Annotated in this window: 12 protein-coding genes; 1 reads left to right on the top strand and 11 read right to left on the bottom strand. The window is 38.3% G+C overall.

From position 1 onward, the window contains the following. Positions 1 to 37: 37 nt before the first annotated feature. The 9 genes from FG383_RS00170 to allW (FG383_RS00210) form a co-directional block, all read right to left on the bottom strand. The gene (locus FG383_RS00170) at positions 38 to 1,378 is read right to left on the bottom strand and encodes an allantoinase (RefSeq protein WP_142604831.1); all 1,341 of its coding nucleotides are present in this window, start codon (positions 1,376 to 1,378) and stop codon (positions 38 to 40) included. A 75-nt stretch (positions 1,379 to 1,453) separates the two neighbouring features. After that, entirely contained in the window at positions 1,454 to 2,809 is a 1,356-nt protein-coding gene (allB, locus tag FG383_RS00175; RefSeq protein ID WP_142604832.1) for an allantoinase AllB, read from the bottom strand. A gap of 81 nt (positions 2,810 to 2,890) precedes the next feature. Continuing rightward, positions 2,891 to 4,360 carry an allantoin permease gene (gene allW, locus FG383_RS00180; protein ID WP_142604833.1) on the bottom strand — a complete coding sequence of 490 codons (1,470 nt, stop codon included), beginning with the start codon at positions 4,358 to 4,360 and terminating at the stop codon, positions 2,891 to 2,893. A gap of 339 nt (positions 4,361 to 4,699) precedes the next feature. Continuing rightward, entirely contained in the window at positions 4,700 to 6,097 is a 1,398-nt protein-coding gene (locus FG383_RS00185; protein ID WP_142604834.1) for an NCS1 family transporter, read from the bottom strand. A 1,443-nt stretch (positions 6,098 to 7,540) separates the two neighbouring features. Beyond that, complete coding sequence (locus FG383_RS00190; protein ID WP_221887492.1) at positions 7,541 to 7,921, bottom strand: Rid family detoxifying hydrolase; 381 nt, start codon at positions 7,919 to 7,921, stop codon at positions 7,541 to 7,543. A gap of 37 nt (positions 7,922 to 7,958) precedes the next feature. Further along, complete coding sequence (locus FG383_RS00195) at positions 7,959 to 9,611, bottom strand: PucR family transcriptional regulator (RefSeq protein WP_246096760.1); 1,653 nt, start codon at positions 9,609 to 9,611, stop codon at positions 7,959 to 7,961. A gap of 104 nt (positions 9,612 to 9,715) precedes the next feature. Beyond that, positions 9,716 to 11,050, bottom strand: coding sequence for an allantoinase (locus FG383_RS00200; protein WP_142604836.1), 1,335 nt, complete (start codon positions 11,048 to 11,050; stop codon positions 9,716 to 9,718). Positions 11,051 to 11,092: 42 nt separating this feature from the next. After that, the gene (allB, locus tag FG383_RS00205) at positions 11,093 to 12,448 is read right to left on the bottom strand and encodes an allantoinase AllB (RefSeq protein WP_142604837.1); all 1,356 of its coding nucleotides are present in this window, start codon (positions 12,446 to 12,448) and stop codon (positions 11,093 to 11,095) included. A gap of 31 nt (positions 12,449 to 12,479) precedes the next feature. Beyond that, complete coding sequence (allW, locus tag FG383_RS00210) at positions 12,480 to 13,925, bottom strand: allantoin permease (protein ID WP_221887493.1); 1,446 nt, start codon at positions 13,923 to 13,925, stop codon at positions 12,480 to 12,482. Positions 13,926 to 14,466: 541 nt separating this feature from the next. Here allW (FG383_RS00210) and FG383_RS00215 point away from each other — a divergent pair. After that, complete coding sequence (locus FG383_RS00215) at positions 14,467 to 15,336, top strand: alpha/beta hydrolase (RefSeq protein ID WP_142604839.1); 870 nt, start codon at positions 14,467 to 14,469, stop codon at positions 15,334 to 15,336. Between the two features lie 79 nt (positions 15,337 to 15,415). Here the strand turns inward: FG383_RS00215 and FG383_RS00220 are convergent, their stop codons facing one another. Both FG383_RS00220 and FG383_RS00225 read right to left on the bottom strand, forming a co-directional pair. Continuing rightward, positions 15,416 to 16,690 carry a pyridoxal-phosphate-dependent aminotransferase family protein gene (locus FG383_RS00220; protein WP_142604840.1) on the bottom strand — a complete coding sequence of 425 codons (1,275 nt, stop codon included), beginning with the start codon at positions 16,688 to 16,690 and terminating at the stop codon, positions 15,416 to 15,418. 500 nt (positions 16,691 to 17,190) lie between these two features. Further along, complete coding sequence (locus FG383_RS00225; RefSeq protein WP_246096782.1) at positions 17,191 to 18,726, bottom strand: right-handed parallel beta-helix repeat-containing protein; 1,536 nt, start codon at positions 18,724 to 18,726, stop codon at positions 17,191 to 17,193. Between the last annotated feature and the right edge of the window lie 125 nt (positions 18,727 to 18,851).

Raw genomic sequence — 18,851 nt, forward strand, 5'->3', positions numbered from 1 at the left:
GAAATCCCAAACCTTAAACGGTTTGGGATTTCTTTTATTATGCGTTCACTTTTTTAGAAGCCGTGATTTCTCCATTTTCAAATACAACTTCACCATTGGCAATTGTTGATTTGACTTTCCCTTTAAATGTCATACCTACATAAGGAGAATGTTGGTGACGATAGAATAAATCTTCATTCTTAAGTTCAAAGCTTTCATCTAAATTTACAATTGTTATATCAGCATCATACCCTTTAGCAATTGTCCCTTTGCTATCAAGCCCAAATAATTTCGCAGGATTTGTCGCTGTTAAAGCTACAATTTTTTCTAAAGGAAGGTTCCGTTTGAAATACCCTTCTGTTAACATAACATTTAATGTCGATTGAGCGCCGGAGATTCCGCCCCAACCTTCGAAATAGTTATCTGTTATTGTTTTCATAGATGCAGGAGCTGGAGAATGGTCAGAGGCAATTACATTAATTTCCCCATTTGCAACCGCAACCCATAAATCTTCAACCTCATCTTCATCGCGTAACGGAGGGCAACATTTCGCCAATCCACCTTTTTCTTCAAGGTCTTTTACTGTTAAAGCTAAATAATGCGCGCAAGTTTCAACTGTAATATCAACGCCTCTATCTTTCGCTGCTTGAATAACTTCAACGACTTTTCTACTACTTGCATGGACAACATGTACTTTACAGCCAGTTGCTTCTGCATAAGAGATAATTCTTCTTACAGCTTCAATTTCAGAAATGATTGGCCTTGATTCAACAAAATCTCTTGCAGTCGTTTTACCTTGCTTTTGCTTTTCTTCCGCAAGTTGATCACAAATAACCGTGCTTTCAGCGTGAACAGCAAGACGAGAACCAAGAGAAGCGATTTCTTTCATCCCTTTGAATATCGTTTCATCGTCCACATGATTGAAATCAGCGATACCGCTCGGTGACATAAACGCTTTAAATCCGATGACACCATTCTCATGTAGTTCTTTTAGATCCGCAATATTTTCAGGCACCAGCCCACCCCAGTAACGAGGATTTACAATCGATTTTTCATCTGCACAAGCCTTTTTAAGATCTAAATTTTCTTTGTTGATCGTTGGCGGTGTGCTGTTTAATGGCATATCGAAGAAAGTTGTAACTCCACCAGCAGCTAAGCTTCGGCTTCCTGTTTCAAGCCCTTCCCATTCCGTTCTTCCAGGCTCATTAAAGTGGACATGCGTATCAATTAATCCAGGTAAAACATGAAGTCCTTCTGCATCGATTACTCGATCAGCTGAATCTTGAAGTGATTGACCAATTTCTATGATTTTACCGTCTTTAATCGCAATATCCCCTTGAACAGTGGATTCTGCTGTAACAATTTTTCCGTTTTTAATGATTAAATCGTATGTAGACATCTTTTATTCCTCCAAGCATGTATTTACCTTTGCCATTGACAAGTACGACAATGACAAAGGGACTGAACTAATCAATTAGTTAGCAGAAATTAACTTTCCAACTGGTTCTCCGACAATACCATTCTCTAAATCAAATACGACGTTTCCACGAACGATTGTTTTTGTTACGCGACAGTCGATTTTTCTACCTTCATATGCACTATGTTTGTTTTTGTAGTAAAGGTCTTCTCTTTTAACCGTATACGACTGGTTAGGGTCTACTAAAATGATATCCGCATCTTTTGAAACAGCAATTTCACCTTTATGGGGAATGTTGAAACGTTCAGCTGGATTCGTTGCAATTAAGTCAACAAATTTATGAACAGCTAATCCACGTTGTTTAACAGCCAAGTCAAACATAAGATCGACGTTGTTTTGGGCACCGCTAATTCCACCCCAAGCTTCCCAGAGATTTCCTTGCTTTAAGTCCTCTGTACAAGGCGAATGGTCAGACGTTAACCAGTCAATATTCCCTTTTAGAAGCTCGTCCCATAATTTTGCTTGATCTTCTGCTTTTCTGATTGGAGGTTGACATTTTGCTCTAGGACCAATTTCATCAACTTGCTCTGCAGTAAAGGCAAAATAATGTGGGCATGATTCAACTGTTACATCTACACCTTCTGCACGTGCTTTCAAGATAGTCTGTATTGCCTCTGAAGTACTAATATGAACAAGATGCAATTTACAACCAGTTTCTTTAGCAAAAAGAATTGCACGCGACACAGCTTCTACTTCCGTAAAAATAGGACGTGATTCTGCATATTCTACTCCTGAATTTTTTCCTTCTCTTGCAAACTCTTTAGAAAGTCCAGATGTAACAGACGCATTTTCCGCATGGATACATAGAATTTGATCCAATTCAGCTAACTTTTGCATTCCTTTGTATAGTGTGTAATCATCCACATTTACGAAATCTTCCGGAATATCACTTGTAATATCGGATAAGAAGCATTTGAAAGCAAGAACACCAGCGTCTGCCAATTCTTTTAGGTTTTCTAGATTCTCCGGTACGAGTCCACCGTAAAATGCGTAGTCAACGTAGTTTTGGTTAACAGCTGCTTCCAACTTAAGATCTAACGCCGCTTTATTGATAGTTGCTGGTAGTGCATTTAGTGGCATTTCCACATAGCTAGTCGTTCCTCCAGCAGCTAGAGATTTTGAACCTGTTTCAAAACCTTCCCACTCTGCACGTCCAGGTTCGCTAATGTGGACATGTGTATCGATCATTCCCGGCATAACATATTGTCCAGTTGCGTCAATAACCTCTTTCGCCTCATCGGTAATCTGTTCAGCAATGCAAGAGATTTTTTCGTCTTTAATCCCGATATCCACTTTATAAACACCATCACGCAATACAACATTTCCACCTTTAATAACTATATCAAATACCATTTGAATTTCTCCTCTCAGCTATCAAAAAATATAATATAATTCACCATTTTTAACCAAACAATAATTTAACCATTTCTTTCGTTAACTACTCTCTTCACTTAATTCTGGAGTTTTTTCTAAAATAGTTCCTTTTGAACGCGCAAATTCAAGCGCTGTGTAAAGGATAAAAGCTGTAATGATCCCTACAAACCAAGACATATCATAAAGTGGTTTTAAAAAGGGTACAAAATTGCCGATTAAACAAACAACACCTGCAATGATTGTGGTGAGAATCGCATTTATATTGAAACCATTTGTATAATGGTACTTACCCTTTTTGGCATCATATAATGCATTCAAGTCAATATTCTTTTTGGATAAGATGAAATATTGAGCTAACATAATGCCCGTAACCGGTGCTAATATCCCACCAACAATATTTAAGAAAGTAAATACACTCGTTGCACTTTCCATCAGTTTCCATGGCATAGTCAGAATCCCAATGATCGCTGCAATGATTCCACCTGATTTGAAAGTGAGTTTTTTAGGAAATAGAGACGCCAATTGATATCCGGCAGGTACAATGTTTCCCGTAACATTAACCGATAATGTTGTTAAACATAAAGTAAGAACGGAAATAGCAATTGCAAACGTCCCATCAAATCGAGCTACAACATCAAGTACATTCCATATTGGTGTCCCAAAAGCAATTTCTGATCCAACAATAATCGCGATACTCGCAACCGCAAATAAAATATATGCCACAATTACTCCGACAGTCTGTCCAATTGCTTGCACCTTCGTAGATTTCGCTAACTTCGTGAAATCTGAAACGTTTACAATCGGTGCTGCCCATGCTGCAGTCACTGCTGTTATAGCAGCAAAAAAGATAATGAATTTATTTCCCGCGACTCCCGTGTTGGTATACGCTAAAATAGGGCCAAACCCACCAGCTAAGTTAATGGCCCAAATTGCCATTCCTCCAAAAACAATATAAACAAGCGGTGAAAGGATATTCGTAAATTTCCCTAAGAACCCCATTCCCCCATATATTAAAGCAACATTAAATAACCAAAAAATTAAAAACGAAAGTAACCCTGGCAATGATAAACCCAATAAGTTCCAATCTCCACCTAAGGTTAAATACGTTGGCCAAAGCTTTCCTATTAAAATGGATAATGCTTGGCTTCCTGCGTACGTTTGAAAACCGAACCACATAATCGCCGAAATAACTCCCCTTAAAACCCCAGGAATCATCGCTCCTTTTGGCCCATACGATAAACGTAGCAACATCGCAAACGGTAATCCGTATTTCGACCCTGCATGACCATTCAGAACTAGCATCAATGCTATGATTACAGAAGCAACCATTATAGCCCCGAAGACTTGCCCTACCGACATCCCTAAAGCAAAAAGACCACCAATAGCAACATAGTTTGGAATGTTATGAACAGAGCCCATCCAAACAGTGAAAAAATTCCCTATGCCCCAATTGCGATCCACTTCGGTCGTTGGCAAAACATCATTACTATAACCGTCAGCCGTTGCTTTCTCTCTATTAAAATGTTTCAAAATATACCCTCCTATAATGATGCCAATAACTATCGAGAATTTCGGTTTCCTTCATTGAAGTAACTCTTGTCCTCGATTTAACAATAGGATTCATCGGCAATATGTGAATATCGCTGTTTTCACCCTTAGTAGTGTTATTACCATAATTGTTGACATCTTATTATACAAAATAAAGAGCTATTCTTCTTTAGTATAGTTAACTAAAAGAATCACCTTTTATTATGTACATTGAATAAGGGAGGGTACCATTATGTCCACTTCAAACAATCAATTGTTCAAAACAAACAATAAGAATACCTCATGGAGACATATTCTCGATGAGGTATTCTTGAAATATTTTTATTTCTCGAAAATTGTTCCTTTTTTGAAACTTGAACCCTTAAAGGCATATTTCGATAGAAGGTAGTAAGCTACTCCTGCCACTACTAAACCGATGATCCATGCAAGCTCTACCTCTACAAAGGCAGCTGCCGCACCGATAAACATCGCAAGCAATCCTGCTGGATTATATCCGGCATAAGAACCTTCTTCATTGTACAATTCTGCAGTCTCCACTCTCTGTTTTCTTAAAATATAATATTCAACTAAGAGTATTGAAATAACTGGCCCTAAAAATGCTGAATAGATCAGAACGAACATATTAAGACCTGCAGCTGATGACTCCTGTACAAGCAACCAAGGGAATGCACCTAGAGCAAGTAATCCTGTAATTGTAACAGAAACTTTATATTTTAATTTTGTCAATAATGTAATAACATACGCTGGTGGAACCACGTTCGCAACCATGTTTGTCGCAATTACTGTAATGACGATAAATAAAGATACACCCGCAGAAATATAAGGATTATCGATTACCACTGGAAGTGCTATTGCAGGATTCGTTATACCTGTTGCAGCAGCTAACATTGCACCAATGACAATAACAAAACCATAAGAGATAGTAATCGGAACAAAGTATAATGCTCCGCGCTTCTTATCACTTATACCTGTTTTCAGCTCTCTAGAATAGTCTGCAGCACTTACAAAGATCCCTGCATAATTCCCTAAAAAGACCATAATAAGTCCGAAGAACGGTAGTCCCCATGAACCTTTTGCTTGTACCCATGTTTGGGTAATTTCCGTGCTATATGAAGATACAAGTATTCCAAAAACATAAATAAGTCCTATCATAAACACAATAGATGCAACCGTTTCTACCCATTTAATCGCATGGAAGCCAAATAGTGATATAACAATCTGAACTAGTTGAAGGGCTACAAAGCAAACAAAAACATTGTCAAAAGATCCACTCGTAACAATCTTTATAAACTCATTTAATGCAGTACCACCAATCCAGCTTTGAATACCATACCAGACAATAGCAGGTATACCGCGTAGTAGTGATGAAATAACTGTTCCTTTTGTTCCGAAAGACATTCTAAGTTGTACAACGTATGGTATACCTGACTTATAACCTAGTCGATCATTTAATGCAAAAATAGTTGAAATGATTGCAATTGAGATTAGAGCTGCCAACATTGTTTGCCAGATATTTAGCGTTGCCACTCCCGCTATAATTACACTGGCTCCTAATGTCATATTCCCAATGTTAACCCCATCGCCAATCCACATGAAAACATAGTCTCTTGGTTTGACTGTTCTATCCTGATCGGATTTTGGATGTAGTGATGCATCCAATGCCGTAGTATGCTCAATCTGTGAAGCTTTTATATCGTAACTTTCATTTGTTGTAGACATATGTCATACTCCTTTTTTTATCGTGTAATGTACTTAAAGCTACGCTTATTTTGGACGAAAAATAAAATTTTAATCTGTTGCTATTTAATTATTCCACTATATTTTCACTTTAATTAGTAAAATAATTTCGAGTAACAATAGATTAAAGTAATTATCTTTCGAAAACGTTTCCTTTAAGAACAATACTCATTATACATAGTTACATTAGGAAGGTCTTTATGTCTATTAAACAAAATGTACAAGTCCTCGCTATATACAGTGCATAACATTTGTAACAACTACAGCTTCTTTGAACAATCTTTTGTCTACATTGAACAATAGTTTTTCATGAAAATATAGGGAACCAAATATAAATATTCCAATATAGTTAACAAAACCTACAAAGAATCTTGTGAAAGTTTAACGACAATTTTCCAACTTATCGGATATTCCAAAATATAATGAATGAGTCCCCCGACCTCAAAGAAGAATTCTTTAATAATATTCGGTATACAATACAGTTATTTTTCAATACCCATTATTTAAAATTATCAAACCAACATTTTTGGTATCTAATTAAATAAAGAACAAAAGCGCTTGAGCATCTTTCCCTTTCCCAATATAGTAAATCCAAATTTGAACGGAATGCATAATGAGGATAATGCGAAGTAATGAGTTGAATGAGGTGTCAGCTGGGATTTTCACTGCAGGTCGGACGCTTTCCATGGGGTGAGCGATGAGCCTTCACCGCCGCGCTAGCGCGTACGGTGTGAAGTCTCATCTTGCTCACACAGAGGAACAAAGGCTAAGAACGCCACATCGTGTGGCAACGCCTTTGTGACCAACATTCTGTTGGCCTCCACTGGAGTCGCCGCCTTGCAGCGAAAATCAATGGAAAATACTAACTTATCAGTCTCCGAAATTAACAATAAGCGGCTGAACGATACATTATCCACTGCCAACGCGACAATCACGCCTTTGAACACGACAAACTAGTCTATTAGATGCCGGCCAGGCGTTTTCGGTGGGCTTTTAGGCATATTATTCCTATAATATATCGAAATCATGGTTGTCTCAATCCAAGTGAACTTGCTATTGTAAGAAATTAGTTGCTTTCATCGGCAATTTAGTTGCTCTCATGGTGATTTTAGTTGCTTTCGTACTGAAATTAGTTGCTTTCAATAGCTTTTTGATTGCCCTTAGCCATTCTTTGGAATTTATTAATTAATTACTATATAACTTTGGAATATTGCACGACAGCGTGAGACTCTGCAAGAGCGTTAGCGACGTAGCGGCCTCTTTATAGAGCTCTCTACGACGCATTATCCCTAAACTACGCTCAAAACTATAAATCTCAATCTTATGATTTTTAAAAGTTATCCACACTTCAAACTTTTTTAATTTCCTAAGCCACAAAAAAAGCACTGGAATATTTACCAGTGCTTGCAGATAAAGTAGGACTACTTATGCTTTTCGCTTAGCGATCATTTCAATCTCTACTTCCGCACCTAGCGGCAATGCTAATACTGCCACACATGTTCTAGCTGGGAATGGTTCATGAAAGTAAGTTTTATATACCTCATTCATAGCAGTAAAATTATTCATGTCCGTTAGATATACATTTACTTTTGCCACATCATCAAATGTTAGATCTGCTACTTCTAATACTTCAGATAAATTAGTAAAGCATTTTTTTGTCTGTTCTGCGATATTTCCTTGTAAGTTTTCTACTGTCTCCCCATTCATTGCCGTCTGACCAGATAAAAATAGAAAATTATCTACTTCTACTGCATGTGAATATGGCCCTGATGCTGTTACATTTTTTGCACGATATGTCTTTCTCATAATTCTATGACACTCCTAATCTTTTCTTTGATATAACTTAGTACTTATTGTTTTTTTCCCGTTCAAGAAGTTCCGTAATTTTTAATCCAATTTGCACTAATAACATTTCTTCTGCATCATCAAAATCCATCCCTGTAATTTCCTTGATTCGTTCGATACGATAGACAACTGTTTTATGATGGATAAAAAGAAGTTGAGATGTTTTTGTTGCATTTTGATTGGATTGTAAAAAAACTTTTAATGTCGTTAACAAATCTGCTTTATTTGCTTGTTGATAATTTAGCAGCATTTGTAAAGAAGGCGGAATAAAAGTCTTTAACTCTTCGGAATTAGTGAATTGACCGAGCATCCTAAAGACCCCTAATTCAGAATAAGATGTAATAGACTCTTTACCATTTAAAACTTCACCAAATTCCAACGCATCTTGAGCCTTTATATAGCTATCGGAAATATTATTTATATGTTCTGATAGCGTCCCTATTCCGACTTGAATAATTATTTGGCTATCTTGTTTTTTCACCAAATCTAAGACTCTAGATACTTTTTCTTTTATTTTGATCAGCCATTCTTGATCTTCTATATTAGCTTTCCAAAGTACTACTTTTAAACCGCCTTTGCTACCAATGAGCGCATTTGGTAAATACTGATATATAGCTTCGTGAAGCAATGTCTCTTCATTACCATTGGAAATTCCTCGTTTTACTTGATTCGAAGAGATCAGTTCATTATTTTTGCTTATTTTGAATAAAACAACTGCAAATGCTCCTTCTATATCCCAACCAATTAAATTGGCATCTTGGTAAAGAATATTCGAAGATAATTTTCCCTCAATTAATTGTTCCAGTAAATCATTTTTAAATCGTTTGTCTACTTCTGCCACAGCAAATCTTTTAACAAATTCAAGCGAAAGCGAAGTTGCAGCATTTTCAACAGCAATAAAATCAAGCTCTTCCAAAGGTTTATTCATTTCACCGATTAATAAGTAAGTTTTTATATGATTAATCGTTTCAATTGGAACAACTATTTGGTGTCCAATTTTCTCTTTTGGTTCCAGATACTTAACAATTTGACGGTAATGCCGAAATTTCATCTCTTCTGTTTGTTCAAAGTGATAATTTTTTTCAACGATTTCGAAATTAGTGAGATAAGGGAGTGTGGAAGCTAAGCAAAAGAAATTTCGATCAAATAAGGCAACGGGATTTCCAATTAACTTTTCCAATGTCTCAATTATTTTTTCTGGACTTTCATCAGCCAATGATAAAGCTGTAAACTGGTCATGGATTTCTTTATAATACTGAAGTTTTTTTACTTGAGTATTTAAAATTTCTTCCATCACAGGATACAAAATATCAACATAAGGGACTTCTTTAGGTATCTGGATAATCGGCAACTTACATTTTTCCCCTTCATCAATGATAGATTGAGGAATTTCATTTACAAAACGATGATTTTTTATCATTAATGCACTAACATCTTTTTCAGCTAACTTTGCAATAAACTGTTTTTGTTCATTCTCGTTAAAAAAACGAATAGGGTATAAACTTGTTAAAATTAGCTCTCCACCTATTAACCAGTCCGTAATGTCTGGAGCTTCCATAATAGTTGAACCTTTGACAACTTTATGCAAATACTGAGCCCCGCTTAATACAATTGCCTTTTTGAGCGAAGCTAATTTCAATACATCTTCCACACGAAATTCCACATAGCTTTCCTCCTCTCTACTAGGAAAAGAGCCGAGAAATGCCTCAGCCCTATGTAGTCCATTATTTCTTATTGCCCACAGTATATCAACTGTTATATATTTTTAGTAAAATAACCATTTTCATAAACGATTTCACCATTTACAATAGTTGTCTTTACTTTTCCTTTAAATGTCATACCTACATATGGTGAATGTTGATGGCGATAGAACAAATCTTCTTTTTCTAGTCTAAAGCTTTCATTTAAATTAACGATGGCGAAATCTGCGTCATATCCAACCGCAATATCTCCTTTATTGGATAAACCAAAGATTTTCGCAGGATTTGTTGCCATTAAAACAACAATTTTTTCCAAAGGTAGATTGCGTTTTGCATAACCTTCTGTCAGCATAATATTAAATGTAGACTGAGCCCCAGATATACCTCCCCAGCCTTCAAAATAATTATCTGTAATCGTCTTCATGGAAGCTGGTGCTGGAGAATGGTCGGAGGAAATAACATCAATTTCACCATTAGCAACTGCCACCCATAAATCTTCTAACTCGTCTTCATCTCGTAAAGGAGGGGCACATTTTGCCAAACCCCCTTTTTCTTCTAAGTCTTTTACAGTTAATGATAAATAATGTCCACATGTTTCGACTGTCACATCTACGCCTCTGCGTTTTGCTTCCTCCACTACTTGAACTACTTTTCTGCTGCTTGCATGAACGATATGCAATTTACAACCTGTTGCTTCAGCATAAGAAATAATTCTTCGTACAGCTTCTATCTCTGAGATAATTGGTCTTGATTCCACAAAATCACGGGCAGATGTTTTCCCTTCTTGCAACTTCTTCATTGCGAGCTGTTCACAAATTACTGTACTCTCCGCATGGACAGCAAGTAGTGAACCAATAGAGGCTATTTCTTTCATTCCTTTATAAAGCGTCTCATCGTCAGCATGATGAAAATCTTCTATACCACTTGGCGACATAAATGCTTTAAAGCCAATGACACCATTGTCATAAAGTTCCTTTAAATTATCAATATTCTCCGGCACTAGCCCGCCCCAATAGTTTGGGTTTACAACAGATTTCTCTTCAGAAAGTTTTCTTTTTAACTCTAAATTTTCTTTATTTATCGTTGGAGGTGTACTATTTAAAGGCATATCAAAATAATTCGTTACTCCACCCGCAGCCAGACTTTTACTGCCTGTTTCGACGCCTTCCCATTCCGTTCTTCCAGGTTCGTTAAAATGCACATGAGAATCTATTAATCCCGGGAAAACATGCAGACCTTCTGCGTTTATTTCATTAGCACCTTTTGCACCAATTCCTTCATTAATGGATACTTCGGCAATCTTGCCATCCTTAATCGCAATATCTCCTTTGGCAACTGACTCCGAGGTTACAATGTGACCATTTCGTATTATTAAATCGTAATTTGTCATGATAATCGTGCTCCTTTTTTAAGAAAAGTTCGAATAACTATTTTACTTTACAGCAGACAATAGTTTTCCGATTGGTTTCCCTACAATCCCTTTTTGTAAATCGAAAACTATATTTCCGCGAACAATCGTTTTCGTTACACGACAGTCAATTTTTCTGCCCTCATAGGCACTATGTTTGTTTTTGTAATATAGATCTTCTCTTCTCACAACATAGGATTGATTGGGATCTAATAATATAATGTCTGCATCTTTAGAAACAGCAATTTCCCCTTTATAAGGTAAGTTAAACCGCCCAGCAGGGTTAAATGCGATTAAATCAACAAACTTTTCAACAGCCAAGCCACGTTGTTTTACAGCTAAATCAAACATTAAATCAACGTTATTTTGAACCCCGCTAATTCCGCCCCAAGCTTCAAATATATTTCCTTGCTTCAAGTCTTCCGTACATGGTGAATGGTCAGAAGTTAACCAGTCAATATTGCCATTCAATAACTCGTCCCATAATTTCGCTTGGTCTTTTGCTTTTCGAATTGGCGGTTGACATTTTGCTTTTGGACCAATTTCCGCTACTTGCTCAGCAGTCATCGCAAAATAGTGCGGGCAAGATTCAACCGTGACATCTAATCCTTCCAAACGCGCTTTTAAAATTACTTGAACGGCTTCTGACGAGCTAATGTGTACTAAGTGTAATTTGCAACCTGTTTCCTTTGCAAACAAAATGGCACGCTGAACAGCATCTACTTCAGTGAAAATTGGACGTGAATCCACATACTCCGCTGCAGATGTACGACCTTCTTTGATCATTTCTTCCGTAAGCTTAGACGTAACTGATGGGTTTTCAGCATGAATACATAAAATGCCATCCAATTCTGCTATTTTTTGCATTCCCTTATACATCGTATAATCATCCACATTAGTAAAATCTCCAGGAATGTCACTTGTAATATCGGACAGAAAACATTTAAACGCTAGAACACCTGCATCAGCTAATTCTTCTAGTTTATCTAGATTTTCGGGTACAAGTCCACCATAGAAACCATAGTCAACATAGTTTTGATTAACCGCAGCATCCAGTTTAAGATCAAGCGCTTCTTTATTAATCGTTGCAGGTAATGCATTTAGTGGCATTTCAACATAACTTGTCGTACCTCCAGCTGCCATTGCTTTTGAACCTGTTTCAAACCCTTCCCACTCAGTTCGACCAGGTTCACTAATATGAACGTGTGTATCAACCATTCCAGGCATCACATATTGTCCACTCGCATCAATAACTTCTTTTGCTTCATTTGTTATTTCTTCCGCTATGCAAGTAATCTTTTCATTTTTCACTCCGATATCGACTTTGCGGACACCATCACGAAATACCACATTTCCATTTTTAATTATTAAATCATACATCCTTATTTTTCCTCCCCGACTGAATAGAATGTTAGGATCTTTCATCCTCTACTGGATTAGATACCCCTTTTTTAGCAATTAGTGAATATAAAATGAAAGCTATTATTGTCCCCGTGAAGAACGACATATCATAAAGCGGCTTAAAGACAGGAACAAATTGACCAATTAAACTAATAACCCCAGCAATGATAAGCGTTATAATCGCTTGCATGTTAAATCCGTTTTGATAACTATAAGTGTTATTTGAACGATACAACCCATTCATATCAATACGCTTTTTTGCAACAACAAAATAGTGAGAAAGCATAATACCAAGTACCGGGCTTAATAACCCACCAATGACTCCTAAGAAAACGAAAATACTTGTGGAGTCTTCCATGAGCTTCCAAGGCATTATGATTATTCCTGCTACCGCTGCAATAAATGCACCTTTTTTAAATGTTAATTTTTTCGGGAACAGTGATGCTAATTGATAACCTGCCGGAACGATATTCCCCGTAATATTCACTGATAAAGTTGTTAAACAAATTGTTAATACGGAGACAGCAATGGCAAATTTGCTATCAAATTTTTCTACTACATCAAGCACGTTCCAAATAGGGGTACCAAATGCAATTTCTGAACCAATGATTACTGCAATACTTGCAAAAGCAAATAATAAGTATGAAAGAAGAGTTCCTGTAATTTGTCCAACTGTTTGAACCTTTTGGGAAACTGCTTCCCTTGTAAAATCGGAAATACTAACAGCAGGAGCCGCCCATGTTGCTAAGAGAGCACTGACACATCCTAAGAAAACGAGTAACTCCTTTCCTTCAATTCCTTTAGGTTCATATTGTAATATCGGAGTGATGCCTCCTGCTAAATTAATAGCCCAAATGGCCATTCCCCCAAACACGATATAAATAATTGGAGAAAGTATTTTTGTGAATTTCCCCAAGATTCCCATTCCACCATAAACAAACGCAACGTTTACGACCCAGAATAATAGGAATGAAATTAACCCGGGTAAACTTAAACCAAAGATATTCCAATCTCCGCCTAATGATAAATATACAGGCCACAGTTTCCCGATTAAAATCGTTACTGCAAGACTACCTGCATACGTTTGGAAACCAAACCACATAATCGCTGCAATGACTCCTCTAATTACACCAGGGACGATTGATCCCCTTGTACCAAATGATGTTTTAAGTAACATAGAAGAGGGAATACCATACTTTGTTCCTGCATGTCCGCCTATAGATAAAATTGCCCCTAAAATGACGGCTGCAATTATAATGGACCAAAATACTTGACCAACGGATAACCCAAGTGCAAAAAAACCTCCAATTGTTATATAGGCGGGTACGTTATGTACAGACCCCATCCAAAGGGTAAAATAGTTCCCCATACCCCACTTTCGGTCCTCTGACTTAATTGGCATTAAGTCATTACTAATAGTTTGTTCTTGATCTGGTGGAGTCTTTACCTGTTCTATAGGACTCGCCCCCTAAAGATATTTTTTTCTGTTAACTTAATAAAAACTAATTTTTCTAGGGTTTTCTTCTAACTGGCCTAATATTATTATCGATATTTCATCGATTCACTTTCTCCCATACTTCCACCAATATCTATTGTTTTCCCCAAACTATTTTGAGCTATTCGGATTTAGGATTTTTCAACATGATTTTTTCAACTAATAGTAGAATCATTTCTTAACAATTAGTCATTCCCTAAATTCACCCTTTTATAGATGACGAAACATCTATCGAACGCTTTCAACAAATACTTATTGTTTGGTGTTTCAATTGTTATTTTTCCATAAGAAGTACAACAGTTAATTAAATGGTGAGCGGAACAGGAGTTTATGAGCGGTTCAACGTTTATAAGTAATTCTCCTAATTTACTGCTTACTTTAGGGTAATTTACTTTTATGATATAATTTAATAAAAATAAATCATAAAATTGAATGATTTCAAAGACTTGTTAGATAGTAATGGAAAAAATTACTCTTTTATAAAAGGTGTGTGTCACAACAAATGAAAACAACTGTCGTTTATAAAAAAAATGAACAATTTGAAATAAAAGCAGATTTTTATCCCGCCTCTATACAGTTTGCTCCTGTCATTATTTATATTCATGGTGGGGGTCTATTTTGGGGATCTAGAGAAGATATGAAAGTTGACCAAGTAGAATTTTATTTGCAAGCAGGATTTAATGTATTTTCGATTGATTATCGTCTTGCACCTGAAACAAAAATTCCTGAGATCGTTACTGATATTTCAGATGCACTTGCTTGGCTAAAGCAGGAAGGTACACAACAGTTTGACTTTAATCCAGAAAAAGTAGCCGTGATTGGGGGCTCTGCTGGTGGCTATCTTGCCCTTTTATCTGGAACATTCGATATAATAAAACCACAAGCCATTGTCTCGTTTTATGGGTACGGCGATATTACAGGAGAATGGGCATTAAAACCAAGCCCTCATTATCGAAAAATGACAGCAGTACCAAAAGAACTTGCTGACATGCTCGTATCAAATGAAGTAATTACCGTTGGACCGATTCAAAAACGTTACGCCATCTATCTGTACGCAAGACAAAATGGTAATTGGATTGAAAAAATAAGTGATATGGATATAAAAGAGCTTCAGTCTTTTTGCCCTTTATATTCTGTAAATGCGGATTATCCACCTACACTTTTATTACATGGAACAATAGACGAAGATGTCCCATACGAGCAATCGGTATTCATGTCCGAAGCATTGACGAAAGCCGGCGTAGAAAATCACTTGATCACTATTCCAAATGGCAAACATGTATTTGATGAAGATTGGCAAAGTGCGAGTGTGCAAAATGCATTTGATGATGTCATTCAGTTTCTAAAAAAGCACCTCCAAAAAGACAATTGATCCAAACCGAAAGAGGGTGTCCACTTAACTTTAGTGGAACACCCTCTTTCGTTACTCATTTATAACTATATTACATGCTCTAAATAGTTATTTTATCTGCTTCTACTTTTACATTGACAAAATTCTGTAGTTTATATTCATCATATACGTTTAATGCCGCCTGTAAGCTTTCTCCTCTATCAACATTAAAGCCTTTACGAATAAGCGTCCCTTCTAATGCTGAAAGAACATGAAGAATATTTTTCTTACGGGAACTATATCCCATCGCTCCAATTCTCCAAATTTTTCCGTGAAGAGGTCCAAAAGAACTGGCAATTTCAACTTCAAAGTCTTCTAACATCATGGAACGTACCTCATCTCCATCAATTCCTGAAGGTATCTCAATTGCAGTAACAACAGGGAGCTTGTGCTTTTGATCACCAAATAATTCCAATCCCATTGCTTTAATTCCTGCAACTAATGCTTTTTCATTTAACTTATGACGGGCAAATCGGTTTTCAAGTCCTTCTTCAAGAATAATACGAAGACCCTCTCTTAAAGCATATTGCATACTTGTCGCTTCCGTATGATGATTAAGACGGACAGGACTCCAATAATCTTGAAGCTGCGCTAAATCAAAATAATTACTCATAATTCGATTGTTCGAAAACTCGCTCTGAGACGTTTTTAAACCCAATTCAATACTTTTCCTTTTATTTATCACTTCTTCAATCCGATTGTTATAAGTAATTGGGGCTAATCCGGATGGAACAGATAAACATTTTTGCGTACCGCCAATAACTGCATCAATCTTTAGTTCATCCACCTTGAGGTCGACTCCCCCTAATGATGCTACAGCATCGACAACTAACAGAACATCTGCATTTCGGCAAGCTTCTCCAATTTCCTTTAACGGTTGCATGCAGCTCGTTGAAGTTTCAGCATGAACAATGGCAACAATTTTTGGAGAAACCTCGTGTATCTTTTTGATAACTACTTCCGGGTCAAAAACCTCTCCCCAAGGAACCTCCATTGTCGTAACCTCTGCTCCATAACGCTGGCAGATTTCAGTTAAAAGATAGCCAAATCGACCGTATATTGGAACTAACACCTTATCTCCAGGTTCAATAATACTGCATAGGACAGCTTCGATACCTGCTCTGGAAGTTCCATCAACCGGGAATGCCCATTGATTATCAGTTTGAAATACAGCTCGGAGCATTTCCATTGTTTCATTCATGATATTCGTAAATGCCGGATCAAATTGTCCTAAAATCGGGGCAGCCATCGCCCTTAATACTCTTGGATCTACTTCCACCGGCCCAGGTGTCATAATTGTTCTAAGCGGGACATTTAAATCTTTGTACTTTGTCATATATCTTAACTCCTACTTTGAATTTATTTTAAATCAAATGAATAATTATGAAAGTATTTTCGATTAAACAATATCTTTTTTAAAAGTAATAATTTATTTTAACAGGATAAACCGCTATAATCAACGGATAATTCAAAAAGTTAATTAATAATAGTTTCCAATTACACTAGATATTTATACACAAATTGTTATTAATATGCTATAAAATTAGACAAACCATTTCATTTTCTAAGTCAAAATTGATTAATTAAACCAAAATATCCATACTAAGAATTTTAAGGGAAGTAAACAATATTAAGTAAAAAAAAGTCATCAATAAATGAAAAAATCACCCTATGCTATGATAGCCGTTAGGGTGATTGACTGCTCTTCAGCAATCTAAAATAATTAAGTTTTATCCTACTATTAATCAGTATATAAACCATATTCTTTAAGTGGAACCCAGCCCTCGTTTTGATGATGGCTGGGTTAATGATAGAAGTTAGAATAAGAATTACTAGTTATTCAACTTTCACGCCGTTGATTCCGTCTGCTACTCTTAGCTTGGCTCCGTCAATGCCCTCGACTACATTTTCCACCAAGTTAAGGTCCTCCCCTGCATCAATCCTGATACCGTTAGTGGACTGTCGAATAACGTTGGACTCAATCTTGATGCCAGAAGGGATTCCTTTTCCCCGTCCGTCAGTACCGCGATCCTCAGTGAGTAGAATGGCCCAGAACCCGTCAGTCCCTCCAGTGATGTGGTTACCGTGCAACTCCGTGCCCGGCCCATTACGAACCTCAATGCCGACCTTCGAATCCTCCCCAGCGGTGATCCAGTTGTCCTCTATAAGGGTGTCCGGAGTTCCTAGGATGACGAGGACTCCCTGACGGTTTCCAATCAGGTCGTTGGAGTGCACCCAGTTTCCAAATCCTGAGGCGTCATGTTTGTTCTTGACCCCTCCGGAATTGCCTAGCGCGATGCCTGCCCGCTGTCCGCCAACGACCGTGTTATCGCGTACCTCGTTCAGGTATTCACCTTCGCCATGCAGGTCAATGGCGTCGAGGTGGCTGCCAACAATGATGTTGTCCGCCACGAGATTGTTGTGCGTGGGGAACTGAAGCAGTATAGCGTGCCGCAGATGTCTGCCATCGAAGGTATTGCCGATGACCACATTGTGCCGGGAATCATTGGCGGCATCCGGGTCGTGTTGATTCCTTGAACCCTCGATAGCGATACCGTAGCCCTGTCCGCCGGGACCGATGCCAGTTGCTTCACTAATGTAGTTTCCAGAGAGGGTCACTTCACAGCTGGCCTTGACCGATATACCATGGCGCTCGAACCTGCGGATGCCCAGGTTCTTCACCAGAATTTGGGAGCTACCTTTCCCTTCTTTGGCTCCGAGGTGAATCCCGTACATCGGGCCGCCACCTGCATCGTCATCTTCGGGATTGTCACCGAGTTTCCCCTCATAACGGGAGGTGATGGTGAAGTCAGCGACGACGACGTCGTTGACACCAGAGCCGCGGATCACTCGGCTATCATCCTCTCCGTCGAGCGAGGTCAGCAGGACTGTGCTCTCCTGGCCCTCACCGCGCAGGTCTACCCCGCTATGCAACACGATGTTCGTTGACTCGTCGTCCGGGTCAGTGGAGCGCAGGTCATATGTGCCGGCTGGGAGCAGGACTTCGTCACCCGGTTCAGCCGCGTACAGGGCTTCTCGGATGGCTGCTGCGTCGTCGTGTGAGTCCGGATCCGGATCTGCCCCAAAATCCGTAACATTCAGAGTCTTGCCCGTGGCCGGACCCGGTGTCGGTACCTCAATCGGCTTGCCAGACCGGTCCACCAAGCCTGGGAGCTGCCAGTCACCTTGCTCGGATGGTGCAGGTTCTACGCCTTTATCACTCTCGGACGGTGGACGTTCTACAGCTTCATCGCTCTCTACCGGTCCGTCGGATTTCTCGACGGTGCATGCGGTCAAGAGGACCATTAGACCAAGGGCCACCCACCATATATGTGCCACCCCTCGCCGGCTGTTTCGAACAGATTCCTTCATCAAACATCTCACTTCCTTTCTGCACTCTTTTCGTCCCTCTCGTTGCACATGAGGTGACGAGAAAAGCGGTGAGCCCACTCGCTCACCGCCTTTGGGATGCCTCGACGCCCCCTACCAGGCCGTCG

The organism is Psychrobacillus soli, assembly GCF_006861775.1.
GTDB lineage: Bacteria > Bacillota > Bacilli > Bacillales_A > Planococcaceae > Psychrobacillus > Psychrobacillus soli.